The organism is Actinomadura sp. 3N508, assembly GCF_044326375.1.
Classification (GTDB): Bacteria; Actinomycetota; Actinomycetes; order Streptosporangiales; family Streptosporangiaceae; genus Spirillospora.
Genome location: NZ_JBIRAX010000012.1, coordinates 180,906 through 203,358, shown reverse-complemented (window position 1 = coordinate 203,358; position 22,453 = coordinate 180,906). Strand labels below are relative to the sequence as shown.

23 protein-coding genes and 1 pseudogene are annotated in these 22,453 nt (G+C 73.7%); 7 read left to right on the top strand and 17 right to left on the bottom strand.

Annotated elements, in window-relative coordinates; genetic code table 11:
- Complete coding sequence (locus ACH34S_RS34670; RefSeq protein WP_395957108.1) at positions 1 to 1,137, top strand: Mrp/NBP35 family ATP-binding protein; 1,137 nt, start codon at positions 1 to 3, stop codon at positions 1,135 to 1,137.
- Positions 1,138 to 1,180: 43 nt separating this feature from the next.
- Here the strand turns inward: ACH34S_RS34670 and ACH34S_RS34665 are convergent, their stop codons facing one another.
- The 5 genes and pseudogenes from ACH34S_RS34665 to sigE form a co-directional block, all read right to left on the bottom strand.
- Positions 1,181 to 1,531 carry a sec-independent translocase gene (locus tag ACH34S_RS34665; RefSeq protein WP_395957107.1) on the bottom strand — a complete coding sequence of 117 codons (351 nt, stop codon included), beginning with the start codon at positions 1,529 to 1,531 and terminating at the stop codon, positions 1,181 to 1,183.
- A gap of 102 nt (positions 1,532 to 1,633) precedes the next feature.
- Positions 1,634 to 3,415, bottom strand: a complete 1,782-nt coding sequence (locus ACH34S_RS34660; protein WP_395957106.1) for a S1C family serine protease — start codon at positions 3,413 to 3,415, stop codon at positions 1,634 to 1,636.
- A gap of 111 nt (positions 3,416 to 3,526) precedes the next feature.
- Positions 3,527 to 4,633: a sigma-E factor regulatory protein RseB domain-containing protein gene (locus tag ACH34S_RS34655; protein ID WP_395957105.1), complete on the bottom strand. Its 1,107-nt coding sequence runs from the start codon at positions 4,631 to 4,633 to the stop codon at positions 3,527 to 3,529.
- Complete coding sequence (locus ACH34S_RS34650) at positions 4,630 to 5,283, bottom strand: anti-sigma factor family protein (protein ID WP_395957104.1); 654 nt, start codon at positions 5,281 to 5,283, stop codon at positions 4,630 to 4,632. Before ACH34S_RS34650 ends, ACH34S_RS34655 begins: the two co-directional genes overlap by 4 nt.
- Before the next feature lie 233 nt (positions 5,284 to 5,516).
- A pseudogene (gene sigE / locus ACH34S_RS34645) lies at positions 5,517 to 6,125 on the bottom strand (RNA polymerase sigma factor SigE); the annotation flags it as partial.
- 251 nt (positions 6,126 to 6,376) lie between these two features.
- On the opposite strand from sigE, the gene ACH34S_RS34640 reads away from it, so the two are divergent.
- Both ACH34S_RS34640 and ACH34S_RS34635 read left to right on the top strand, forming a co-directional pair.
- Positions 6,377 to 6,979 carry an O-methyltransferase gene (locus ACH34S_RS34640; protein ID WP_395957103.1) on the top strand — a complete coding sequence of 201 codons (603 nt, stop codon included), beginning with the start codon at positions 6,377 to 6,379 and terminating at the stop codon, positions 6,977 to 6,979.
- A gap of 3 nt (positions 6,980 to 6,982) precedes the next feature.
- Positions 6,983 to 7,594, top strand: coding sequence for a hypothetical protein (locus ACH34S_RS34635; protein WP_395957102.1), 612 nt, complete (start codon positions 6,983 to 6,985; stop codon positions 7,592 to 7,594).
- Between the two features lie 37 nt (positions 7,595 to 7,631).
- Here ACH34S_RS34635 and ACH34S_RS34630 read toward each other — a convergent pair whose 3' ends face one another.
- Both ACH34S_RS34630 and ACH34S_RS34625 read right to left on the bottom strand, forming a co-directional pair.
- Positions 7,632 to 9,098, bottom strand: coding sequence for a leucyl aminopeptidase (locus ACH34S_RS34630; protein ID WP_395957101.1), 1,467 nt, complete (start codon positions 9,096 to 9,098; stop codon positions 7,632 to 7,634).
- A 128-nt stretch (positions 9,099 to 9,226) separates the two neighbouring features.
- Positions 9,227 to 9,394 (bottom strand): DUF3117 domain-containing protein, encoded by a 168-nt coding sequence (locus ACH34S_RS34625; protein WP_089314488.1) that lies wholly within the window; start codon positions 9,392 to 9,394, stop codon positions 9,227 to 9,229.
- A gap of 179 nt (positions 9,395 to 9,573) precedes the next feature.
- Between ACH34S_RS34625 and ACH34S_RS34620 the strand changes: the two genes are divergently transcribed.
- The 3 genes from ACH34S_RS34620 to ACH34S_RS34610 all read left to right on the top strand — a co-directional run bounded on the left by ACH34S_RS34620 (position 9,574) and on the right by ACH34S_RS34610 (position 13,826).
- On the top strand, positions 9,574 to 10,359 hold the full coding sequence (locus ACH34S_RS34620; RefSeq protein WP_395957100.1) for an enoyl-CoA hydratase-related protein: 786 nt from the start codon (positions 9,574 to 9,576) through the stop codon (positions 10,357 to 10,359).
- 106 nt (positions 10,360 to 10,465) lie between these two features.
- Positions 10,466 to 11,230, top strand: coding sequence for an ABC transporter ATP-binding protein (locus tag ACH34S_RS34615; protein ID WP_395957099.1), 765 nt, complete (start codon positions 10,466 to 10,468; stop codon positions 11,228 to 11,230).
- 7 nt (positions 11,231 to 11,237) lie between these two features.
- The gene (locus ACH34S_RS34610) at positions 11,238 to 13,826 is read left to right on the top strand and encodes an FtsX-like permease family protein (protein WP_395957098.1); all 2,589 of its coding nucleotides are present in this window, start codon (positions 11,238 to 11,240) and stop codon (positions 13,824 to 13,826) included.
- A gap of 3 nt (positions 13,827 to 13,829) precedes the next feature.
- Here the strand turns inward: ACH34S_RS34610 and ACH34S_RS34605 are convergent, their stop codons facing one another.
- The 3 genes from ACH34S_RS34605 to ACH34S_RS34595 are packed head-to-tail and all read right to left on the bottom strand — an operon-like array spanning position 13,830 to position 15,279.
- A complete protein-coding gene (locus tag ACH34S_RS34605) occupies positions 13,830 to 14,405 on the bottom strand; it encodes a DNA-3-methyladenine glycosylase I (protein ID WP_395957097.1) in 576 nt (191 codons plus the stop codon).
- Positions 14,402 to 14,848: an SRPBCC family protein gene (locus ACH34S_RS34600; RefSeq protein ID WP_395957096.1), complete on the bottom strand. Its 447-nt coding sequence runs from the start codon at positions 14,846 to 14,848 to the stop codon at positions 14,402 to 14,404. Before ACH34S_RS34600 ends, ACH34S_RS34605 begins: the two co-directional genes overlap by 4 nt.
- Positions 14,845 to 15,279 carry a hypothetical protein gene (locus tag ACH34S_RS34595; RefSeq protein WP_395957095.1) on the bottom strand — a complete coding sequence of 145 codons (435 nt, stop codon included), beginning with the start codon at positions 15,277 to 15,279 and terminating at the stop codon, positions 14,845 to 14,847. The genes ACH34S_RS34600 and ACH34S_RS34595 overlap by 4 nt, the downstream gene beginning before the upstream one ends.
- A 71-nt stretch (positions 15,280 to 15,350) precedes the next feature.
- Between ACH34S_RS34595 and ACH34S_RS34590 the strand changes: the two genes are divergently transcribed.
- Positions 15,351 to 15,668 (top strand): hypothetical protein, encoded by a 318-nt coding sequence (locus ACH34S_RS34590; RefSeq protein WP_395957094.1) that lies wholly within the window; start codon positions 15,351 to 15,353, stop codon positions 15,666 to 15,668.
- A gap of 10 nt (positions 15,669 to 15,678) precedes the next feature.
- Here ACH34S_RS34590 and ACH34S_RS34585 read toward each other — a convergent pair whose 3' ends face one another.
- The 7 genes from ACH34S_RS34585 to ACH34S_RS34555 all read right to left on the bottom strand — a co-directional run bounded on the left by ACH34S_RS34585 (position 15,679) and on the right by ACH34S_RS34555 (position 22,389).
- A complete protein-coding gene (locus ACH34S_RS34585) occupies positions 15,679 to 17,082 on the bottom strand; it encodes an alkaline phosphatase PhoX (protein WP_395957093.1) in 1,404 nt (467 codons plus the stop codon).
- A gap of 121 nt (positions 17,083 to 17,203) precedes the next feature.
- On the bottom strand, positions 17,204 to 18,043 hold the full coding sequence (locus ACH34S_RS34580) for an inositol monophosphatase family protein (RefSeq protein ID WP_395957092.1): 840 nt from the start codon (positions 18,041 to 18,043) through the stop codon (positions 17,204 to 17,206).
- 43 nt (positions 18,044 to 18,086) lie between these two features.
- On the bottom strand, positions 18,087 to 18,548 hold the full coding sequence (locus ACH34S_RS34575) for a CBS domain-containing protein (RefSeq protein WP_395957091.1): 462 nt from the start codon (positions 18,546 to 18,548) through the stop codon (positions 18,087 to 18,089).
- A 3-nt stretch (positions 18,549 to 18,551) separates the two neighbouring features.
- Entirely contained in the window at positions 18,552 to 19,154 is a 603-nt protein-coding gene (locus ACH34S_RS34570; RefSeq protein WP_395957090.1) for a TIGR00730 family Rossman fold protein, read from the bottom strand.
- Between the two features lie 60 nt (positions 19,155 to 19,214).
- Complete coding sequence (locus ACH34S_RS34565; protein WP_395957089.1) at positions 19,215 to 20,819, bottom strand: ABC transporter permease; 1,605 nt, start codon at positions 20,817 to 20,819, stop codon at positions 19,215 to 19,217.
- Positions 20,816 to 21,724, bottom strand: a complete 909-nt coding sequence (locus ACH34S_RS34560) for an ATP-binding cassette domain-containing protein (protein ID WP_395957088.1) — start codon at positions 21,722 to 21,724, stop codon at positions 20,816 to 20,818. The genes ACH34S_RS34565 and ACH34S_RS34560 overlap by 4 nt, the downstream gene beginning before the upstream one ends.
- Positions 21,721 to 22,389, bottom strand: a complete 669-nt coding sequence (locus tag ACH34S_RS34555; protein WP_395957087.1) for a TetR/AcrR family transcriptional regulator — start codon at positions 22,387 to 22,389, stop codon at positions 21,721 to 21,723. The genes ACH34S_RS34560 and ACH34S_RS34555 overlap by 4 nt, the downstream gene beginning before the upstream one ends.
- Positions 22,390 to 22,453: the final 64 nt, after the last annotated feature.

Sequence of the window (22,453 nt, the reverse complement as noted above, 5' to 3'; positions counted from 1 at the left end):
ATGGCCTCCCAGTTGACGACCGAGCAGGTTACCGCGGCGCTCTCCACGGTGATCGATCCGGAGATCCGCAAGCCGATCACCGAGCTCGACATGGTCAAGAGCGTCGACATCGCCGGCGGCGCCGTCCGCGTCGGCGTGTACCTGACCGTCGCGGGGTGTCCCATGAAGGACACCATCACCAGGAACGTCCGCGAGGCCGTGTCCAAGCTCGACGGCGTCACCGCCGTCGAGGTCGAGCTCGACGTGATGAGCGAAGAGCAGCGCAAGGACCTGCAGACCAAGCTCCGCGGCGGCGAGCCCGCCAAGGAGATCCCGTTCGCCAAGCCGAACTCGCTGACCAAGGTGTACGCGGTCGCGAGCGGCAAGGGCGGCGTCGGCAAGTCGTCGGTGACGGTGAACCTGGCCGCCGCGCTCGCCGCGCAGGGCCGCAAGGTCGGGGTCGTCGACGCCGACATCTACGGCCACTCGGTGCCGCGGATGCTGGGTGTGGAAGGCTCCCCCACCAAGGTCCAGGACATGATCATGCCGCCGTCCGCGCACGGCGTGAAGGTGATCTCCGTCGGGATGTTCACCGCCGGGAACCAGCCGGTCGTGTGGCGCGGGCCGATGCTGCACCGCGCGCTCCAGCAGTTCCTCGCCGACGTCTACTGGGGCGACCTCGACTTCCTCCTCATGGACCTGCCGCCCGGCACCGGCGACATCGCGATCTCCGTCGCGCAACTGCTGCCGTCCGCGGAGATCCTCGTGGTCACCACCCCGCAGCAGGCGGCCGCCGAGGTCGCCGAGCGGGCCGGCGCGATCTCCGCGCAGACCCACCAGCAGGTCGTCGGTGTGATCGAGAACATGTCGTACCTGTCGTGCGCGCACTGCGGTGAGCGGCAGCACATCTTCGGCGAGGGCGGCGGCCAGACCGTCGCGGACGCCCTGACCAAGACGCTCGGCACCCGCGTCCCGCTGCTCGGCCAGGTCCAGATCGACCCGCGCCTGCGCGAAGGCGGCGACAACGGCGTCCCCCTCGTCCTGTCCGACCCGGACGCGGGCGCCGCCAAGGAACTCCGCACCATCGCCGACACCCTCGCCGGCCGCAGCCGCGGCCTGGCCGGAATGTCCCTGGGCATCGCCCCGAAGCGGAAGTAACCAAGCCGGGGCCACGGCTCGTGCGGCCGTAGGCCCCCCTGGGCTAGGTGGCCTCGTTGTCGTACGGGGGGCGTTCGCCGAAGGCCAGTTCGCCGCCCGCGGGGGCCATGGCCGGTTCGTCGTCGAAGAGGCCGCTCTTGCCGTTCAGGTAGTCGTCGTCGTCTTCGAGCAGGTGCTTGCGGACGAACGTCTTCGGGTTGAGGTCGGCGATGTCGAAGTCCTTGAACTCCGGCCCGAGGCCCTCCTGGAGGTCCGCCTTGGCGGAGTTGGCCATCTGGCGGAACTGCCGCAGCATGCGGCCCGCCTGCCCGGCGACCTGGGGCAGCCGGTCTCCGAAGATGACCAGGGCGAGGACGACGAGTACCGCCATCTCACCGAGTCCGACGTCGAACACCCGTCCTCCACTAGCCAGCTTAGGGGGACCGGCCCTAGGCGGGCCGGTCCCCCAAGCGTATCCCCAGTCCGGATGAACCGAGTTTGAACATTCCTGCCGTGATCAGTCGGAGCCGAGCGTCACCTCGACGGTGTTCTCCTGGCTGCCGCGGCGGTAGCTGACCTTGATCTTGTCGCCGGGGGCGCGGCTGCGGATCTGCGCGATCAGGTCGGTGGCGTCCTCGATCGGCTTGCCGTCCACCTTGGTGATCACGTCGCCGGGCTTCAGGCCCGCCTTGTCGGCCGGGCCGCCCTTGGTCACCGGGTCCTGCCCGTTGACCGGCTGCGGCATGATCAGCGCGCCGCCCTCCTGGTAGCGCGGGTCGGGAAGCACGCCGAGCTTGGCCTGGCGGACGCTGCCGGTCCGGATGATCTCCTCGGCGACGCGCTTGCCCTGGTTGATCGGGATCGCGAAGCCGAGACCGATGTTGCCGCCCTGCTGCTCGCCGCCGAGGCCCCCGCCGCCGACCGTCGCGATCGCGGTGTTGATGCCGATCACGCGGCCCTTCGCGTCCACCAGCGGGCCGCCGGAGTTGCCGGGGTTGATCGCCGCGTCGGTCTGGATCGCGTTGAGGTAGGCCGCGTCGCCGCCACCCTCGCCCCGCGTGGGAACGGCGCGGTTCAGCGAGCTGACGATGCCGGTGGTCACCGAGCCCTGCAGGCCGAGCGGCGAGCCGATCGCGATCACCGGGTCGCCGACGGCGATCTTGCTGGAGTCGCCGACGGTGAGCGCGGGCAGCGAGTGCTGGCCCTCGGGCTTCAGGACGGCGACGTCGGAGCTCGCGTCGGTGCCCTTGACCGTCGCGGGCAGCACCTTCTTGTCGTTGAAGACGATCTGGATCTGGCCGCCCGCGCCCGCCACGACATGGTTGTTGGTGATGACGTAGCCGCCGTTGACGATGAAGCCGGTACCGCCGACCTCGCCCTGCGAGGACTGCGCGCGGATCATCACGACGCTGGGCAGCACGCGCTGCGCCACGCCCGCGACGGAGTCCGGCGGGCGGGCCTGGACCGGGGTGTCGCTGTCGTTGCCGCCGCCGAGGCTCACCGAGCCGCCGTCGTCGCCGTCCGTCGCGATCACGCCGACTCCGGCGCCGACCGCGCCCGCGACCAGCGCGACGATCAGCGCGACGATCGCGAAGAGGCCGAGGCCCGGGCCACCGCGCGCGGACGGCGAGAGCGCCGGGACGGGCGCCCAGTTCGGGCCGCCTCCGGGCGGCATCCCGAAGCCCATCGGGCGGGGGCCGCCGGGCGGCGGGCCCATCGGTGCGGGCGGCGGGCCCATCGGCGGCCTGCCCGCCCCGGGCGGGGGCGGCGGGCCCTGGTGGGACTGCTGCGGCCAGCCGCCGCCGTGCGGAGGCTGCCCGTGCGCGGCCCTCGGGTCCTGGTCGTAGGGGACGAACCCGGGCCGCCCGTCCGGCGCGTCCGCGATGGGCTTGTCGAGCGCGACGAGCGGCGGCGGCTGCGGCATGTCGCGCGGCGGGGCGTCCTGCAGCGGGACCTCCTGCGGCCCCATGTCGGACGGGCTGCCGCGGGACAGTACGTCCTCGCTGGTGTCGGGCGGGTCGCCGAGCGAGTCGGGCGGCGCGAAACCGCCCGCGACGAGCCGGTCGCCGGAGCCCGGCTCCCGGCCCGGCTCGGGGTCGTCGTCGGAGGCGTCCGACGGGACCTGCTGAGCCGCGGGTTCCTGATCAGGTGGCGTGTCCGCCGGCGGCTCCAGGGGGATCTCCTGGTCGGTCACCGTCTCGGGAGGAGCCGCCGCCTCCTGCCGTTCAGGCTCCAGGCCGGGGACGACGTCCTCGTCGTCCGACGGCGCCCTGACCGGCCCGCGGTTGTCTTCCGTCATCCCCATCTCTCCTACCGAGCATGGTTCTCGTCATCTGGTGCTCATCGTGCCCGGCTCGGCATGTGGCGAGCATAAGACCTCCGGGCCGGCTGATCATCCCGGTTCGGGCGATCAGTCGAAGGGGTTGGCGACGGCGGCGAGGCGTTGCGCGCCGCGGGAGACGCGGGTCCAGATCGAGGTGGTGTCGCGGGGCAGGCTCGCGGCGACCGCGTCGGCGGTGCTGAGCGGGGCGTCGGTCAGCACCGTGTACACGTAGCCGTCGCCCGCGGACACGGCCCAGCGGCGCAGCGACTCCCGGTGGAAGATCGTCCGGCCCCGCTTGACGGTCTTCTGCCAGCCGGACAGGGTCCGCTCGTCGATCGTGCCGCGCTGCACGAACACGGAGACGGCGGCGAGGCCGTCGGAGTAGCTGAGGTGGACGGCGCCGCCGCCCCCGTCGCGGCGCGCGTCGTGGAGGGTGAGGCGCCCGGGCAGGTCCTTGGGGACGGGCCAGCCGCGGTCGCGGAGCGCGGCGAGATCGGCACGATCCAGCCGGTCGCTCCACACGGCCGAGCCGTGGCCGCCGGAGGCGGGGAAGCGCTCGGACCCGCCGCGGGGCGCGGCGCCGATGGCGTAGGTCGCGGGCTGCTTCGCCGGGACGGTGTAGCTGATCTCGCTGAACCCGGCGGCGACCACGCGGCGGCCGGTGGCGTCGATCAGCTCGCGGTGCAGCATCAGCCCGGTCTCGGCGTCGATCCAGAACCGGCCGGCCGGGCTGCCGTCGTCGCGGCGGGCCTCGATGACGCGGGCGGGACGGTCGCAGACCGCCGAGTCGGCGCCGCGGACCACCGAGTAGTTGCGGGTCAGCAGGTCGAGCGTCACCGGCGTGAAACCGGTGGGGTCGGCGGAGTCGGGGCCGGAGTCGGGCTGGTAGCCGTCCGCGGCGCCCGTCCCGGCCCGGTAGCGGACGCCGTCGCCCGGCGTGTGCGACACCGTGATCCGGGACGTGCTGGACCGGCCCCGGTTCCACGTGGTGAGGAACCGCCTGCCCTCGTACGGGACGCGGCGGGCGGCGTCGCCGGCGGCGCGCAGCAGGCCCACCGCGCCCGGGTCGCTGCGGACGCGACGGCCCGTGGCCGGGTCACCGGCGAGCGCCGCGGCCAGCGCGAGCGCGCCCGCCAGCCCCCAGGCCAGGACGGTCCTGCGCCGTCCCGGGCGGGTAAGGGTCTTGGCGATCACGGCCCCGGGGAGACCTGGACCTGGTTCGCCGGGTCGGTCAGGGGGTCGGTCATCGGCGCGTCCCCCGAGGTCAGCGCGTGCTGGACGGCGTAGCGGTCGAACGCCGGGGTGATGGTCGGCGCGTCGTCACCGCCGCCGACGGCGTACGACACGCCGCCGAGGCCGAGGAACAGGGTCGCGGCGCCCATGACCAGGTAGCGGCGCCGCGGCTGGACGCCGAGCGCGGCTGCTGCCGCGACGCGTCCGGAGGGGCGGTTGTCGCGCGGGCGCGCGGTGGACACCCTGGCGGGGCGGGTCGCGGACCGGAGCGGGCGCGCGGAGTGCCGCACCGCCGAGGCGGCGGCGAGCGGGTCGGCGAGGGGGTCTGCGGCCGGGCCGGAGAGCGGGCCGGCGGGCTTCGGCGGAGCGTCGTCGCGGGGCGCGGGGGAACCGGCGGCCGCGGGCAGGGTGCGGAGCCGGGTCAGGAAGTCGGGGGACGGGAGCTCGCCGGTCTCGTCGAGCCCGCGCAGCCGGCCCTTGAGCTTGCGCAGCGAGGCGACCTCGTCCCTGCACCGGTCGCAGCACGCGAGGTGGGCGAGGGCGCGGTCGCGCTCCTCATGTCCCAGCTCGCCGTCGACCAGAGCGGTCAGACGCTCCCCCAGACAACTCACGCGGCCTCCGTCTTTCCGGTCAGTCACCCGCGCGGTCCCGCACCGCGCGGTGAGCACAGCTTTTACACGCCCTCCGGCTGAGGCCGGCCGCCTGCCGCGTGCAGGCCGTCGCCGGCGTCGTCGGTCGCCCCGAGGTCTTGCTCGCCGTCCAGCTCCGTGCCGTCCAGCTCGGACGCCTCCATCAGCATGGCGTCGGCGGGCTGGAACTCGTTGCGCGTGCCGGGGCGGCGCCGCGTCGGCGCGCGGTGTTCCAGCGCGGTGCGCAGCTGCGCCCGCCCCCGGTGGATGCGGCTGCGGACGGTGCCCAGCTTGACGCCGAGCGTCGCGGAGATCTCCTCGTACGACAGGCCCTCGATGTCGCACAGCACGACGGCCGCGCGGTACTCGGGGGCCAGCGCGTCGAGCGCGGCCTGGACGTCGGCGTCGAAGTTGCTGTCGTCGAACGCCTGCGCCGGGGTCGGTTCACGGCCCTGGAGGCGTTCGGCGGCGTCGTCGGCGAGCCCTTCGAAGCGGATCCGCTGGCGGCGCCGGGCCATGTCGAGGAACAGGTTCGTGGTGATCCGGTGCAGCCAGCCTTCGAACGTCCCCGGCGTGTAGTTCGACAGGGACCGGAACACGCGGACGAAGACCTCTTGTGTAAGGTCTTCCGCGTCGTGCTGGTTGCCGGTCAGGCGGTAGGCGAGCCGGTACACGCGGGTACCGTGCTCGCGGACGACCTCGTCCCAGGACGGCGGCGCCCAATCGGCCTCGGGGGCGTTCTCGCGAGTGCCCGCGACGCTACCGAGCCCCTGCCCGGGGCCCACCCCCACAGCGCTTCTGAAACTGAGTGCTGCGACTCCCATGGTGCCGGGCTGTTCCTCTCTCGTGGGCCAAGGACTCGCCTTGGAACGGCACGGTCTCGCCTGGGCTGGGGCGGTGCTGGACCGACTGGGTTCTCGTGGGTTCGACCCGCGCATGACGGGTTCCTTCTCTGTTCATAACGCACTGAAACGCGAGTTGGTTCCCCCTCAGCGATATGGTCTTCCCAGCATGAGCCAGGCGGGGGTCCCGCGAGGAGGCAGCCATCGACGCCGACCAGGCCAAACTTGCCTATGTGGAGGGTTTCCTCCCCGAAGACGAGCCGTTGTCGGACGCCAGGCGCCGCGGTGAGGAGATCGGCGCGACGCCGATCGGCCCGGCGGGCGGGGCGGCGCTGCGTTTCCTCGCGACCCTGCTCGGCGCGCGGACGGTCGTGGAGATCGGCTCCGGCTGCGGCGTGTCCGGGATCTGGCTGATGCGCGGCATGCCCAAGGACGCGGTGCTGACGAGCGTGGACATCGATCCCGAGCACCAGCGGCTGGCGAAGCAGGCGTACGCGGAGGCGGGCCTCGCCTCCTTCCGCACCCGGATGATCATCGGGCCCGCGCTGGAGGTGCTGCCGCGGCTCACCGACGGCGCCTACGACATGGTGTTCTGCGACGCGCAGAAGCGCGAGTACCCCGAGTACCTGACCGGCGCGCTGCGGCTGCTGCGGCCCGGCGGCGTCGTCGCGTTCGACAACGCGCTGTGGGGCGGCTGGGTCGCCGACCCCGACCGCCGCGACCCGGAGACCGAGGCGATCCGCGAGGTGCACCACATGATCCGCGAGGACGACCGGCTCGTCCCGCTGCTGGTCCCGGTCGGCGACGGCCTGCTCTGCGCGGTCAAACGCGACTAGCGGGTGGGCGAGGAGAAGGCCGCCGCCGACGAGGTGTTCGCCGTGCGGCAGCGGGTCACCTGGCGCGGGACGTGGCGGGTCATCGCGTTCCTGATCATGTTCCTCGCGTCCGTGGCGTTCATCGCGGGCGGCGCGATGCGCGGCGCCGGGCTCGCCAGCATCACGATCATGATCCTGGGTGTGGCGGGGCTCGGGCTGTTCGGCGCGGGGCTGCTCGCCTCGGCCGGGGGGATGCTCGCGCGGCGTCCCGTCCTGGAGTTCGACGGCGCCGGGGTGCGCCGCCCGGCGCGCTGGCCGCTGCCCCGCCGGGCCGGGCGCGCGCTGCCCTGGCCGGACGTGGCGGCGATCGCGGCGCTGCGGCGCGGCTCCGCCGGAACCCGGCGGGGCGAGCAGGACTACCTGGTGTTCCTGCCGACGCCCGAGCTGGCGGAGATGGCGCGGACGTCGGAGCGGCCGCGGCTGATGGCGCTGACGTTGCGGGACGTGCCGTCCACGGCCGCCGCCGTCCCGTGGTCGTTCGCCGTGGAGTCGGGCTGGGACGCGACGCTCCCGCAGATCGTCAAGCAGGCGAGGCGCTACCGCCGCGTCCCGGTGATCGACCGCCGCACGAAGTGATCGTTTGAATGGTGGCGGGTGGGGGGCTGGAGGACGGTTAGCCGGTCAGCCAGGTCAAGAGCAGGCGGGTGCCGTAGCCCGTCGCGCCGCGGGTGAGTTCGGCGTCGTCGGACGTGCTGCGGCCCGGGCCGGCGATGTCGAGGTGCGCCCAGGGGCGGTCGCCGGCGAACTCGCGCAGGAACAGCGCCGCCGTGATGGCGCCGCCGCCGTAGCCGCCGCGCCCGATGTTGTTGATGTCGGCGACGTCGGAGTCGATCGCGGCGCGGTAGTCCTCGACGAGCGGCATCCGCCACACCCGCTCCCCCGCCGTGGATCCGGCCTCGGTGAGCGCGGTGGCTAGGGCGTCGTCGGTGGCGAACAGCGCCGCGTGCCGCAGGCCCAGCGCGACCTTCGCCGCGCCGGTCAGGGTCGCGACGTCAACGACCACGTCGGGGGCCAGCTCCGCGTCGGCGTAGGCGAGCGCGTCGGCGAGGACGAGCCGTCCCTCGGCGTCGGTGTTCAGCACCTCCGACGTCGTCCCGCCGTAGTGGGTGATCACGTCGCCGGGCCGCATGGACGACCCGGACGGCATGTTCTCCGCCGCCGCGACCAGCCCGGTGACGCGGGCGCGGACGCCGAGGCCGCGCAGCGCGCCCATCACGGCGATGACGGCCGCGCCGCCCGCCATGTCGGTCTTCATCGTCTTCATGCCCTCGTTCGGCTTGAGGGACAGGCCCCCGCTGTCGAACGTGATGCCCTTCCCGACGAGGACGACGTGCCGCTCGGCGGGCCCCTCGGGAACGTAGGAGAGCTCGATCAGCCGGGGCGGCCGCGACGATCCGCCGCCGACCGCGATGAGGCCGCCGAAGCCCTCTTCCACCAGCTCTTTCTCGCCGCGGACGCGGACGGTGAGGCCCGCGTCGGCGGCGACCCGCTCGGCCTGGGCGGCGAGCCACGACGGGTCCTTCTCGCGGGACGGGGTGTTCGCGAGGTCACGGGCCAGCGCGGTGGCTCGGGCGCGGGCGGTGCCGAGCTCGATGGCGGGCGCGTCCGACTCGGGGCCCGCCTCGGTGAGGACGGCGAGCGTGCCGAGCGCCTTCTTCGCCGGCGCGGGCTCTGCGCCGATCTTGAACTCGTAGCCGGCGAGCAGCGCGCCCTCGACGAACGCGGCCAGGTCACCGGCGGGCACGCCCGCGGCGAGCGCGGTGCGGCCCCTGCCGCGGCGGGCCAGTGCGGCGCCGGCCTTGCGCAGGTCGGCCGGGGCCGCGTCGCCCACCCCGTACAGCAGCAGCTCCCGCATCCGGTCGCCGAGCCGGACCTGGGTCGCGGTGATCTCGCCGGGCTCGCCCTTGGCCCGGTGGAGTTCCAGCAGCTCGTCCAGCGTGAACGGCAGCGACTCCGCCACCTCGGCGGCAGGGGCGGCGGGCCCCGACCCGACCGGCACCGCCACGACCTCCGCATCGATGTCCACCGCGGTCTGGGACACGGTGCCCCCGGCGCCGTGGATGCGGGTCTCGATGGGCATGGCTGCGGTTCCCCCAGGTGTCTTCGGTCGGGTGTCTTCGGTCGGGTGTCTTCGGTGCGGGAATGGCAAGGGCCCCGGCGATAACCCCCGCCGGGACCGTCACCAACAAGCCGGGAACGGCCGTGCCGTCAGCCGACGACGCCCTTGATGGCCTCGCCGAGCTCCTTGGCCTCGTCGGCGGACAGCTCGACCACGAGACGTCCACCGCCTTCGAGTGGGACTCGCATGACGATTCCGCGTCCCTCCTTGGTCACTTCGAGCGGACCGTCTCCCGTCCGCGGCTTCATCGCCGCCATGCGTATCCCCTTCCTGCGTAGGGCCGCGGCCTTCGCACACCGTTGGCCGCGTGGCCGCGTGTCGCATCCGCGTCATCAGTAGTGGTCCATTATCTCGTCTTCCGGGCGCGAAGTGGTAACGATCAGCCTCCAGATCGGAAGATGGGAGGGTGGGTGAAGGCTGGAAAGAGGGGACCACCATGGCTGAGACCGTGCTTTACGACCTGACGGACGGCGTTGGGACGATCACGCTGAACCGGCCGGACGGGATGAACTCGCTGACGGTCGAGATGAAGGAGCTGCTGCGCGCGACGGTGGTGCGCGCCGCCGCCGACCCGGCCGCCCGCGCGGTGATCCTGACGGGCGCCGGCCGGGCCTTCTGCGCAGGTCAGGACCTACGTGAGCATGGCGACAACCTCGCCGCGGGCAGGGGGCTGGACGACACCGTCCGCAAGCACTACAACCCGATCGTGCTGGCGCTGGCGGGGATGCGGAAGCCGGTGATCGCGGCGGTGAACGGGGTGGCGGCGGGCGCGGGCGCGTCGCTGGCGTTCGCGTGCGACCTGATCGTCGCGTCCGACAAGGCCCGGTTCGCGACCGCCTTCACCGGGATCGGCCTGGCGCCCGACAGCGGCATGTCGTGGACGCTGCAGCGCCTCGTCGGCCGCGCCAAGGCCGCGGAGCTGCTGCTGCTCGGCGAGCCGATCAAGGCCGAGGCGGCGCTGGAGCTGGGGCTGGTGAACCGGGTCGTCCCGGCGGACGAGCTGGCCCCCGCCTCCGTGGAGCTGGCCCGCCGCCTCGCCGCGGGCCCGACGGTCTCCTACGGCGCGGTCAAGACGGCGCTCGACTTCGCGGCGACGCACGACCTGGCGTCCGCGCTCGAGCGGGAGGCCGAGCTCCAGGACAACTGCGAGAAGACCAGTGATCACCACAACGCGACCGAGGCGTTCCTGAAGAAGGAGCAGCCCACCTTCGAGGGCCACTAGCCCCGGTCTCCGGCCTGCACGTGGGCGTTGGTGGGGCCATCCCCAGTGCGGGCTCGGGAGTGTGCGTCAATGTGCCGGAGGGGGTCCCGGCGGTTTCCTGGACGGCATGATCCAGACAACCGCCGTACCTCCGGCAGCGCAGCTCCACGACCACGTCGCGGTGGCGCGTGACGTGGTGAAGTCGTACGGGACGGGCGACGGCGCGGTCGCCGCGCTGCGCGGCGTCTCGGCGGCGTTCCCGCGCGGCCGGTTCACCGCGATCATGGGGCCGTCCGGCTCCGGGAAATCGACGTTCCTGCACTGCATGGCCGGCCTGGACGCGGTGACGTCGGGCTCCGTGCTGATCGGCGACGTCGACATCACCAAGCTGTCCCGGACCGCGCTCACCAAGCTGCGCCGCGACCGGCTCGGGTTCGTGTTCCAGTCGTTCAACCTGCTGCCGATGCTGACGGCGGAGGAGAACATCCGGCTCACCGGGCGGCTCGGGAACCGGCGCGCGGACCGGCAGTGGTTCGACACGATCGTGGACGCGCTCGGCCTGCGCGAGCGGCTGAGGCACCGGCCGGGCGAGCTGTCGGGCGGGCAGCAGCAGCGCGTCGCGGTGGCGCGGGCGCTGCTGACCCGTCCCGAGGTGCTGTTCGCGGACGAGCCCACCGGCAACCTCGACTCGCGGTCGGGCGCGGAGGTGCTCGGGTTCCTGCGCACCGCCGTGGACGCCTACCGGCAGACCGTGATCATGGTCACGCACGATCCGCTGGCCGCCGCGCACGCCGACCGGGTGCTGTTCCTCGCCGACGGGATGATCGTCCACGAGCTGCACTCCCCCACCATCGACCAGGTCCATGCCGCCATGCGGCGGATGGAGGGCTGAGCGCGCCATGTGGCTCATCGCGCGCCGCTCGTTCACCGGCGGCTGGAAGCAGCTGACCGCCACACTGCTGGCGGCGATGTTCGCGATCGGGCTGATCGCCGGGTCGCTGCAGTTCACGTTCCGGGCGCAGGAGGCGGTGTCGGGCACCGACGCCAGCGAGTACGCCCGCGCCGACGTGCTGGTGCTGGGCGGGACGGCCGATCCCGGCGACGTCTACACCGTCCCGGACGGGCAGGTCCCGCTGGACCGGGTCGCCGGACGTCCCGGCGTGGCGGCGGCGGCCGGGGACGCCATGGTCCCGGTCACCGCCACCGGCTCCGACGGCAAGATCATCCTGCCGCCGGCCGGGGCGGCCACGATGCTCCGGCCCTGGACGCCGGAGAACCGGCTCAACCCCTACCGCCTGGAGGACGGGCGCGCGCCCGCCGCCGACGGCGAGATCGCCGTCACCCGGCACATCGCCCGCGCCGGGAAGCTCAAGGTCGGCGACTCGATGCGGACGACGCTGCCCGAGGAGACCCGCGCGCTGAAGATCGTCGGGATCGTCACCGTGCAGGGCCGCAGCGCCGTGGCGAGCGGTGATCTGCTGCTGGCGCCGCCGGAGACGGTCCGCGCGGCGGCCGAGCTGCCGCCGGGGACGTGGCAGGGCGTGTGGGTCAAGGCCGCGCCCGGCGTCAAGGCGTCGGCCCTCCGCGCCGATCTGGCCCGCGACCTGCGCGGCGAGGACGTCACCGTCCGCACCGCCGCCGAGGTGCGGGGTGCGCAGTCGGCCACCCTGGACGCCGCGGGCGTCTCGGTCGGCGGCTCGCTGAGCATGCTCTCGTCCCTCGCCGTGTTCGTGGGGCTGTTCGTCGTCGCCAACACCTTCGGCACGCTGGTGCGGCAGCGGACCCGGCGGCTCGCGCTGCTCAGCGCGATCGGCGCCACGCCCCGCCAGATCAAGCGGCTGATCCGGCTGGAGGCGCTCGCGCTCGGGATCGTCGCGTCCATCGGCGGGGTGCTGGTCGGCTACCCGGTGTCGGGGCTGCTCACCGACCTGTTCGCCAAGGACGGCTTCGACATCTCCGCCGCCGACGCCGACTTCGGCTGGCTCGCCCTGGGCGCGCCCGCCCTCGCCGGGATCCTCGTCACCCAGCTCGCCGCCTGGCGCGCCGCCCGCAAGGCGTCCCGGATCACGCCGATGCAGGCGCTGCGCGCCGCGAGCACCGACTCGGCCGGACGGCGCTGGCCCCGGATCCTCGGCGCGCTCGCCGTGCTCGCCCTCGCCGCCGGGTTCTACGGCCTGGTGTTCGCGATCAGGTACGAGGAGCCGCCGGGCATGGAGCGCACGGTCGGCGTCTGCATCATGATCCTGATGGGGTCGATGACGGCGGTGGCGGGGCTCGCCGTCCTCGCCCCGTTCTTCGTCGGGCCGCTCGGCGGCCTGGTCGGACGCGTCGGCACCGCGGTGAGCGGCGAGGCCGGGCGGCTCGCCCGCGCCACCATCACCCGCAGCCCGCGGCGGGTGTCGTCGGCCGCGTCCTCGCTGATGCTCGGCGTCGCGCTCGTCTCCTCGACCGCGGTGCTCGTGCTGTCGGTGAACGCCCGCTTCGACGAGGCCGGGAAGGAGGTGATGGTGGCCGAGCACGCGATCGCCGCGGCGGAGAAGACCTCGTCCGGGCAGGCGCCGCTGCCCGGCGACACGGTCGCGAAGGCCGCCGCCGCGCCCGGCGTGTCCCACGCGACGGCGCTGACCGGCACCGCGGTCCGGCTGGTGGACCCGCCGCCGAAGCCGCCGGAGCCCGGGGAGCCGCCGGAGCCGGTGTTCCTGGACGTGACCGGGGCCGACCAGGCGGCGCTGCCGTCCGTCCTCGACCTCGGCGGGAGCCTGCGGCCGCTGCGTGCCGGCGAGATCGGCGTCACGTCCACGGTCATGGAGGCGAACAGGCTGAAGAAGGGGCAGCGGATCGTGGTGCGGGGCGTGCGGGGGAAGGTCACGCTGACCGTCGCGGGCGCGTATCACGACCCGTCGCACCTGTTCGCCGACCAGGCGCTGGTGTCGACGGCCACCATGGACCGGCTGGACCCGGGCGCCGGGACGCGGGTCATTCTCGTCCGCGGCGGCACCGAGGACGGCTTGACCAGGGCGGTCGCGGACGTGCCCGGCGCGCAGGTGCTCGACGAGTCCGGCTACGTCAAGACGGCCGCGAAGGCGATGACCAGCGGCGTGAAGGTCGTGTACGGGTTCATCGGGATGGCGCTCGTCCTGGCGCTGTTCGGGATGGCCACGACCGTGTCGATGAGCGTCGCCGAACGGACCCGCGAGTTCGGGCTGCTCGGCGCCGTGGGCGCGACGGCGGCGCAGATCCGGTCGGTCGTCCGGTGGGAGGCCGCGACGGTCGTCCTGCTCGGGACGCTGCTCGGGCTCGGCACGGCGCTCGGGACCGGCTACCTGATGCACGTCGGGACGGGCAGCTCGTTCCTGACGCCGAGCCCGCCGTGGTGGCTGTTCGTCGCGGTCATCGCGGGCGCGGCGGCCGTCACCCTGGCGACGTCCGCCCTCCCGGCCCGGCGCGCCGCAGGGGTCCCCGTCCTGGAGGCGGCCAAGGCGGAATGATTCCTACTTGTAGGCGCCTCGGCGGTGGCAGCCCGTCAGGTGGTCGTCTACGAGGCCGCAGGCCTGCATCAGGGCGTAGACGGTGGTGGGGCCGAGGAAGCGGAAGCCGTGTTTCTTCAGCTCCTTGGCCAGGGCCTTCGAGCCGTCGGTGGACGCGGGCATGTCGTCCGTGTCGGCATAGGCGGGCGCGTCGGGGTCGGCGTAGCGCCAGGCGGTCGCGGCGAGGCCGCCGGGGATGTCGAGCGCGGCGCGGGCGTTGGCGATGGACGCCTCGATCTTCGCCCGGTTGCGGACGATCGAGGCGTCCGCCATCAGCCGCTCGACGTCGCCGGGGCCGAACGCGGCGACCTTCTCGGGATCGAACCCGTGGAAGGCGGCCCGGAACGCCTCGCGCTTGCGGAGGATCGTCAGCCACGACAGCCCGGACTGGAACGCCTCCAGGCACAGCTTCTCGTAAAGGCCCTGGTCGTCGCGGACGGGACGGCCCCACTCCTCGTCGTGGTAGGCGACGTAGTCGGGCGCCGACAGGCCCCATGGGCAGCGGGCCAGGCCGTCCTCGCCCAGAATCGCGGTGGTCACCCGCCCGTTCTACCGCACGCCTCCGACAGCGCGGCCAGGCGGCGGAGGCCCAGGCGCATGAACGCCTTCACGACGGGGCCCACGACGAGCCATCCGGCGCGGCCCAGCGGGCCGAGGGGCAGGTCGACGCGTTCGGCCCACACGATGCGGCTGCCCGACCCCTCGGGCACGACCTTGAACCACGCCTCGCCGCGCACCACGCGCCCGGTGTGCCGGACGGCGACGCGCCGCCCCGGCCGCCAGTCGGTGATCACCATGGTGTCGAGGAACCCGATCGGGCCGATGCCCGTCCAGGCCTTCAGGTCGGCGCCGGTCTTGTGGCCGCCCTCCGCGCTGGTGAACGGCATCCACTCCGCGTGCCGCGGCCAGTCGGTCAGGACGTCGAAGAGCCGGTCGGCGGGCGCGGCCGAGACCGCCTCCGCGTGGACGGCGACGCTGCTCACTGGCGGTCCTCCGGCGCGCCGCCGACGCGCTCGTCCTCCTCGGTCTCCTCCTTGAGGAGCGAGGGCGGGCCGCCGTTCGAGGCCGGTTCCTCCAGTTGCTCCAGGCCGTGCAGGGCGCCGATCGAGCCCTCGCCGTAGCGAAGGTCGTGGAGCTGCTGTTCGAGGACGGCCACGCGGGCGTCGCGTTCGGACAGCGCGTGCGAGACGCGGCGCAGCGCCTCGTCCATCACCTGCGGCTGGTAGCCCCAGAACGTGCGCGGGAACCGCATGTGGGCGACGTCCGGGCCGGTGATCGGGCGGCCGTCGGCGCCGAACGGGAGCCGCGGGTAGTCGGGATGGGTCTCGGCCAGTTCCCCGCCCCGGCCCATGGCGAGGACGACGACGGCGCCCAGAACGGCCAGGCCGGCCAGGACGAGAACCACGACTACCATCTCGCTCCGATCTGCACACGTCCCCCTCTGAAGGACGTTTCCCGGTCTCAGATCGTGCCACGCTTTGAGGCATGGAAGTGCGAGAGCGGATGGTACTGCCGATGGACGCGCCCGTGCCGGACGGCGCCGTGGATGCGGGCACGGCGCCCCCGGCGGACCGCGTGGAGCGGCACGCGGCCGCGGGGGACATGGTGCTCGTCACACTTGAGACGGACGCGCGGGAGCCCGATCCGGCGCTGCTCGCCGCGGTGTCGGTGTACGCGTGGCTGGGCGCGGCGCTCTTCCGCGTCCCCGAGCCGCAGGCGGACGGCGTCCGCCAGGTCCTGGACATGGTCGCCTCCATCCAGGGGACCCGGCCCCCCGCCGTCGCCCGCCGCGGACTCGCCTGACCCCGCGGCCCTAGCCGCGCAGGCGGTGCCAGGGGCCCGTGATCGCGAACGTCGCGCCCGGGTCGGACTGGCGGCTGGCGAACAGGATGCGGCCGTCCGGGGAGAAGGTGACCCCGGCGAACTCGCTGCCGTTGAGGGCGTTGCGGGCGAACGCGAACGGCCTGTTCTTGCGCGTGGTGCCGACGAGGTACTGCTCGCCGTCGCCGTCCTCGGCCAGGATCACGCCGCCGCCGTACGGGGAGACGGTGATGTTGTCCGGGCCGTCGAACCGGCCGCCCGGCTTGAAGATCAGCTGGAGCTCGATCTCGTTGCGGCGCGGGTCGTAGGTCCAGACCTGGCCCGCGTGGTCGCCGGCGGCGCCGTCCTCCTTGCTGGAGAAGCTGGCGACGAAGTACGCCTTGCCGTGCCCCCACCAGGCGCCTTCGAGCTTCTGGCTCCGCGTGATCGACTCGAACTGCTTGCGGACGGAGGTCTGCTTCGCGGACGGGTCCGGCACGTCCACCCAATGGGCGCGGAACCTGGTCCCGGGCTCGGTGACGAGCGACAGGTCGGGAAGGCCCGGCACGTTCAGCGCCTCCAGCTCCCCGCCCTTCAGGTAGGCGTGGTAGCCGCCCCGGTGGGCCTTGGGACGGAACCGGTAGAACAGGCCGAACGGCTTGGACGCGTCCTCGGTCAGGTAGGCGGTGAGGGTGTGCGGGTCGACGGCGACGGCCTCGTGCGCGAACCGGCCGAGACCGGTCAGCGGGACGGGCTTGGTGCGCCTGCCGTACGGGTCGACCTCGAAGACCCAGCCGTGGCTCTTGGTCTCGCCCTTGAAGCCCTCGGTCTCCTCGCAGGTCAGCCACGTCCCCCAGGGGGTGCGGCCGCCCGCGCAGTTCACGGCCGTCCCGGCGAGGCTGACGTACTGCGACACCAGGTCGCCGTCCCGGTCGACGAGCAGGTTGGTGGTGCCGCCGTTGGCCGCCGGGTCGTAGGTCAGCTCGGGCGGCGCGACGGCGCGGGTGCCGTTGTTGCTCTGCTCGTGGTTGCGCACCAGGATCGTGTGGCCCCGGTGGGCGTTGCCGCGCTCGCGGTCGCCCCAGCCGGGCCAGTCGGGGCGCTCGTCCCGGCCGGTCCAGTGCGGGAAGTGGTCGTGGCCGCCGCGCGCGGGGAACGTGGCCGTCCCGTCGTGGTGGCCGGGGACGACGACGCCGGCGGAGATGGGCTCGCCCTCCACCGACAGCGTCTTGTACGAGAAACCCTTGGGCAGGTCGAGGACGCCCTTGGGGTCGGGGACGAGCGGGCCGTAGCCGAACGCCTCTCCGGTGTCGGCGCCCGCGGAGGTCTGGAAGATTCCGTCCAGGCTTCCGGCGAGCGCGATGGACAGCGCACCGGCCGCGCCGCCCTTGACGACTCCGCGACGGGTCACGGACATGGGCACTCCTTCACGTGAGGGGATCACGCGGGAGCCTGGTCGCCGCCCCTGAACCGGCGATGAACGAGCACCGGACGGACGGCAAACCCCCAGGACAATCTTCAGTTTCCGGGCGCCGGCGCTAGTGCGCGCCCGCGCCGGCGAGCCCGGCGATCTCCGTCATGACCGACCCGGGGAGGTCGAATCCGCCGACGCAGGCGAGGTATCCGGGGGCGTCCCAGTCGTGGCCGCCGGGGCGTCCGCCGAGCGGCAGGTAGGTCCCGCCCGCCTGCCTGACCAGGAGCATCGCGGCGGCGATGTCCCACGCGTTGATGGAGGAGTCGTAGGCGACGTCCGTCCAGCCCGCGGCGATGTGGGCGAGGGTGAGCGCGGCGCTGCCGGGCCTGCGGACGGTGGCGAACGCGTCCACCATCAGGCCGAAGCGGCGCAGGGTCTCGTCGCGGTCGCCGATGCTCAGGTCGTGCGGGCTGGGGTAGGACGTGGCGGCCACGGCGGTCGCGTCACGGGTCGCGCCGCGGCTGCGGAGCGGCTCGCCGTTGCAGGTGGCGCCGTCGAGGGTCGCGGTGAACATGTCGTCGCGCATGGGGTCGTACACCGCGCCCGCGACCAGCTCGTCCGCCGCGACGGCGGCGATCGACACGCACCAGAACGGCAGCCCGACCGCGAAGTTGGCCGTCCCGTCGATGGGGTCGACGTACCAGCGGATCTCGGCGGTGCCGGCGTCGCCGCGCGCGCCGCCCTCCTCCCCCACCACGACGCTGCCCGGCGTGTGCTCGGCGAGCACCTCCCGGATCGTCTCCTCCGACGCGCGGTCGTGCTCGGTGACCGGGTCGTGGAAGTCGGTCTTGACGTCGACCTCCGGGCGCGAGCGGAACGCCGCCCGCAGCGGGCCGCCGGCCGTGCGGGCGGCGAGTTCGGCGATCGCGGCGAGCTCCCGCGAGGCGGGCACGTCGATGGACATTCGGCTCCTTCGGGTGACGCACGTGGTTCGGGCAGGGCGCTGGTCAGGTCGGCAGGAGGCGCTCCAGGAGGCGGGCGGCGGTGACGACGCCGAGGACCACGCCCTCCTTCGGATGCCGCTCGTCGTCGGTGACCGCGACGACGGGGCTGCGCGCGCCCGCCATGACGCTGGCGATCTCCATGACGGTGGCGTTGTGGTCGACGACGGGGAGCGGGGTGCGCTCGTCCGCCAGCAGGTCGGCGACGGTCCGGTCGGCGAGCCCGGCGCAGAGCCGGTCGGCGTGCCGCTCGTCGTAGACGCGGGCGAGGGTCGGGTCCTCGCGGACGTGCGCCGGGACGATCTGGCGCAGCAGCCGCGAGCCCGGGATCACCGCGACGGCGCGGCCCTCCCCGTCCACGACGACGAGGCCGGGAAGACCCTGCGCGGCGAGGAGGCGGGCCGCGTCCAGCGCGCTGTCGGACGGCGTGACGGTGGGGTACTCGGCGGCGAGTTCACGGGCGCGCACGCGTCACAGCTCCGCTTCGGCGTAGTCGTCGGGAGAGAACTCGATGCGCGGCTGGGAGCGTTCCAGCAGGTCGAACGCCTTGGGGACGGAGTCGGCCCAGCCGATGGCGTCCCAGATCCGCGCGCGGGCGAAGCCCTGCTCGGTGAGGCCGCGCATCAGCTCGCGGAGCGGGTCGTAGACGCCGGTCGGGTCGAGGATCACGACGGGCTTGGCGTGCATGGCGAGGACGCGGGCCGTCCACACCTCGAACAGCTCCTCCAGGGTGCCGATGCCGCCGGGCAGGATGAGGAACGCGTCGCTGCGGCGGTCCATCTCGCCCTTGCGGGTGCGCATGTCGGGGGTGACGATCAGCTCGTCGTTGTCCTCGTCGGCGATCTCGACGCTGACCAGGCCCTCGGGGATCACCCCGACGGTGCGGGCGCCGCCCGCCCGCGCGGCGCGGGCGACGGCGCCCATGCACGAGACCTTGGCGCCGCCGCTGACGAGGCTGTGGCCGCGCCGGGCGAGCTCGGTTCCGGCCTGCGCAGCGAGGTCGACGTAGCCGCGGTCGATCGTCCCGCTGGACGAGCAGAACACGCAGACGGCGAGGGGTTTCGGAGATTCCACCGGCCCAATCCTACGGGCCCGCCCCGCGCCGGGCCCGGCGCGGGGCGGGGGCCGGACGGGTCAGTGCATCGCGAGGTCCCTGCGGCGGAACCCGGCCAGGCCGAGGGCGGCGAGGACGGCGGCGAGGGCGGCCAGCCAGACCAGCGGCATGACGGCGAAGTCCTGCCCGATCTTCGGGATGTGGGCGAAGGGCGAGACGTCCAGCACCCGCTGGTCCAGGTCGAGGCTCGCCCCGAACAGGGTGAGCAGCCCGAACAGGCCGACCGCCGCCCAGGCGCCGCCCGCGGTGAGCCGGGGCGCCAGGCCGAACAGCGCGAGCGCGATCGCCGCGACCAGCCACACGGCCGGGAGCTGCGCCATCGCGGCGCCGAGCACGCGGGGCAGCTCGCCGCCGACGTCACCGGCGTTCAGCCCGTGCGTCAGCCCGGCGGCGCCGCCCGCGACGGCCAGCGCGACGGCGGGCCCCAGCAGGGCGAACACCAGATGGCTCGAGGCCCAGCGCAGCCGTCCGGTCGCGGTGGCGAGCAGCGGCTCGGCGCGCTGCCCGGACTCCTCGGTCCGCAGCCGCAGCGCGGCCGACACCGCGTAGGCGGCGACGATGAGGCCGAGCATGCTCATCACCGAGGCGAAGTAGGCGTCCGTGATCCCGGACTGGCCGCCGATCTTGGTGAAGATCTCCTCCAGCTCGGGGTTGTCCTCCACCATGTCCCGGATGCCCTTGGCGAGCGCGCCGTAGACGACGCCGAGCGCGGCGAACCCGGCGAGCCACCCGTACAGGGGACGGCTCTGCAGCCGCCACCCGAGCCCGAACGGCCCCGACAGCCGCGCCGAGGCGGCGGACGGCCCGAGGCTCGGGGGCAGGATTCCGGCGCCCACGTCGCGCCGGGCCTGGAGCGCCGCGGCGGCGGCGACCAGGGCGGCGATGAGCACCGCGACCAGCGCGAGCGTCCACCAGCGTTCCCCGCCGAAGGCGCGCAGCCGGTTGATCCAGCCGAACGGCGACACCCAGCCCAGCCACGACAGGCCGTTGCCCGCGCCGCCGACGTCGGCGGCCATCCGGACCGCGAACGCGACGCCGAGCGAGGCGAGCGCGATCCCGCGGGCGGCGCCCGCGCCCTCGCTGAGCTGCGCGGTGACGCCCGCGACGGCCGCGAACAGGCAGCCCGCCGCGGCGAGCTGGAGCCCGAGGGCCAGCGACCCCGCGAACGGCAGGCCCTGGGAGGCGAGGCCCGCGGCGAGCAGCACCGCGAGGACGAGGTTCGCGGCCATCGTCACGATGAGCGCGGCGGCCAGGCCGGAGCCCCGCCCGGTGACGGTGGCGCCGAGCAGCTCGCGGCGCCCGGCCTCCTCCTCGGTGCGGGTGTGCCGGACGACCATCAGCGCGCTGATGATCGCGACCACGACCGGGATGAACCCGGAGCGCTGGGCGATGATGCTGCCGAGGCTGGTGTCGTACATCGGCCCGTAGAGGGCGAGGAACGTCGGGTTGGTGCCGGTGGTCCGCGCGTACTGGAGCCGGTCTGCGACCTCCGGGTAGAGGCTGTCGGTCGCGCCGACGAAGCCCATCGGGATGAGGGCGAGCACGATCACCCAGGCGGGGAGGAGGAACCGGTCGCGGCGCAGGATCAGCCGGACCAGCCCCCCGGTTCCGACGAGCGCGCTCATTTCGAGACCTCTTCCAATTCGTCCTTGTAGTGGCGCAGGAAAAGCTCTTCCAGCGTCGGCGGGCGGCTCGTCAGGCTCCGCACGCCGACCTGGGTGAGCTGGCGCAGCGCCTCGTCGAGCCGGGGGGTGTCGACCTCGAACTTGATGGTGTTGCCGTCGATGTGGACGTCGTGGGCGCCGGGCAGCGGGAGGCCGTCCGGGGGCGCCGCCAGCTCGGCGTGGATCGAGGTGCGGGTCAGGTGCCGCAGCTCGTCCAGGGTGCCGGTCTCCACGGCGGCGCCGTTGCGGATGATCGTCACCCGGTCGCACAGTGCCTCCACCTCGGACAGGATGTGGCTGGACAGCAGGACGGTCCGCCCGTCGCGCCGTTCCTCGCGGATGCACTCCTGGAAGACCTCCTCCATGAGCGGGTCCAGGCCGGAGGTGGGCTCGTCCAGCAGCAGCAGCTCGGCGTCGGACGCCAGCGCCGCGATCAGCCCGACCTTCTGCCGGTTGCCCTTGGAGTAGGCGCGGCCCTTCTTGCGCGGGTCGAGCTCGAAACGGTCCAGCAGCTCGGCCCGGCGGCGCGGGTTCATGCCGCCGCGCATCCGGCCGAGCAGGTCGATGACCTCGCCGCCGGACAGGTTCGGCCACAGCGTGACGTCGCCGGGGACGTAGGCGAGGCGGCGGTGCAGCTCGGTCGCGTCCCGCCAGGGGTCGCCGCCGAGCAGCCGGGCCGTGCCCGAGTCCGCGCGCAGCAGGCCGAGCAGGACCCTGATCGTGGTCGACTTGCCCGCGCCGTTCGGGCCCAGGAAGCCGTGCACCTCGCCAGGCCGGACGGTCAGGTCCAGGCCGTCCAGCGCGCGGGTCTGGCCGAAGGTCTTGACCAGGCCGTGGATCTCGACGGGGGGCGTGTTCTCGGTCACCGCTTCTCCTTTTGGGGTGACTGCCCGCCGGAGGCGAGCATGTGCTTCAGGCCGGCGCGCGCCTGGGCGACCAGCTCCGGCGACAGGAGCCTGTCGTCGTAGATGTCGATCATGGCGAGCGCCATCCGGGGATAGCCCTCCTGCGTCAGCACGCCGGCGCCCAGGGCTCTTGAGAGGTGGTCGTTCAGGACGAAGGTGCCGAGGCTCATCCCGGTCATGACGGCCGCGTAGGCGTGCAGGTCGTCGGTGGTGGGCTTGGCCACCCCGGGCCTGCCGGCCTCAAGGACCTCCTTGGTGTAGGCCACGACGTCGTCGAACAGCGTCGCCGCGGCCTGGGAGCCGTCGGTCAGCGCGCGGGCGATGTAGCGCTGGATGGGCAGCGCCGTCCGCATGGCGATCTCCATGAAGCCGGGGCTCGCCATCCCGCCCTGGAGCGACTCGTCCTTGATCTCGCGGACGGCCGCGACGACGTACTCGTCGCATGCCTCGCGCAGCGCTTCCTTGGTCCCGTAGTGGTGCTGCACGAGGGCCGGCGAGACGCCCGCGGCCTTCGCGATGCCGCGGATCGTCGCGCCCTTCACGCCGCGCTCCGCGAACTCCAGGAGCGCGGCGTCCCTGATGCGGGCCCGTCCGGTCAGGTCCTCGGGCCGTTCGCCGGCTGCCATCCTCACCGCCTGTACATCCGTTCAGCAAACTGTACCGATGTACACTGTACCTCTGTACAGGCGA

What these genes read in the sequence shown, in the direction of transcription:
- ACH34S_RS34585 (WP_395957093.1), bottom strand. Translation starts at nt 17,082, where the DNA reads ATGTCCGTGACCCGTCGCGGAGTCGTCAAGGGCGGCGCGGCCGGTGCG.
- ACH34S_RS34615 (WP_395957099.1), top strand. Translation starts at nt 10,466, where the DNA reads ATGATCCAGACAACCGCCGTACCTCCGGCAGCGCAGCTCCACGACCAC.
- ACH34S_RS34595 (WP_395957095.1), bottom strand. Translation starts at nt 15,279, where the DNA reads ATGGTAGTCGTGGTTCTCGTCCTGGCCGGCCTGGCCGTTCTGGGCGCC.
- ACH34S_RS34660 (WP_395957106.1), bottom strand. Translation starts at nt 3,415, where the DNA reads ATGACGGAAGACAACCGCGGGCCGGTCAGGGCGCCGTCGGACGACGAG.
- ACH34S_RS34610 (WP_395957098.1), top strand. Translation starts at nt 11,238, where the DNA reads ATGTGGCTCATCGCGCGCCGCTCGTTCACCGGCGGCTGGAAGCAGCTG.
- ACH34S_RS34625 (WP_089314488.1), bottom strand. Translation starts at nt 9,394, where the DNA reads ATGGCGGCGATGAAGCCGCGGACGGGAGACGGTCCGCTCGAAGTGACC.
- ACH34S_RS34630 (WP_395957101.1), bottom strand. Translation starts at nt 9,098, where the DNA reads ATGCCCATCGAGACCCGCATCCACGGCGCCGGGGGCACCGTGTCCCAG.
- ACH34S_RS34620 (WP_395957100.1), top strand. Translation starts at nt 9,574, where the DNA reads ATGGCTGAGACCGTGCTTTACGACCTGACGGACGGCGTTGGGACGATC.
- ACH34S_RS34670 (WP_395957108.1), top strand. Translation starts at nt 1, where the DNA reads ATGGCCTCCCAGTTGACGACCGAGCAGGTTACCGCGGCGCTCTCCACG.
- ACH34S_RS34565 (WP_395957089.1), bottom strand. Translation starts at nt 20,819, where the DNA reads ATGAGCGCGCTCGTCGGAACCGGGGGGCTGGTCCGGCTGATCCTGCGC.
- ACH34S_RS34580 (WP_395957092.1), bottom strand. Translation starts at nt 18,043, where the DNA reads ATGTCCATCGACGTGCCCGCCTCGCGGGAGCTCGCCGCGATCGCCGAA.
- ACH34S_RS34590 (WP_395957094.1), top strand. Translation starts at nt 15,351, where the DNA reads ATGGAAGTGCGAGAGCGGATGGTACTGCCGATGGACGCGCCCGTGCCG.
- ACH34S_RS34555 (WP_395957087.1), bottom strand. Translation starts at nt 22,389, where the DNA reads ATGGCAGCCGGCGAACGGCCCGAGGACCTGACCGGACGGGCCCGCATC.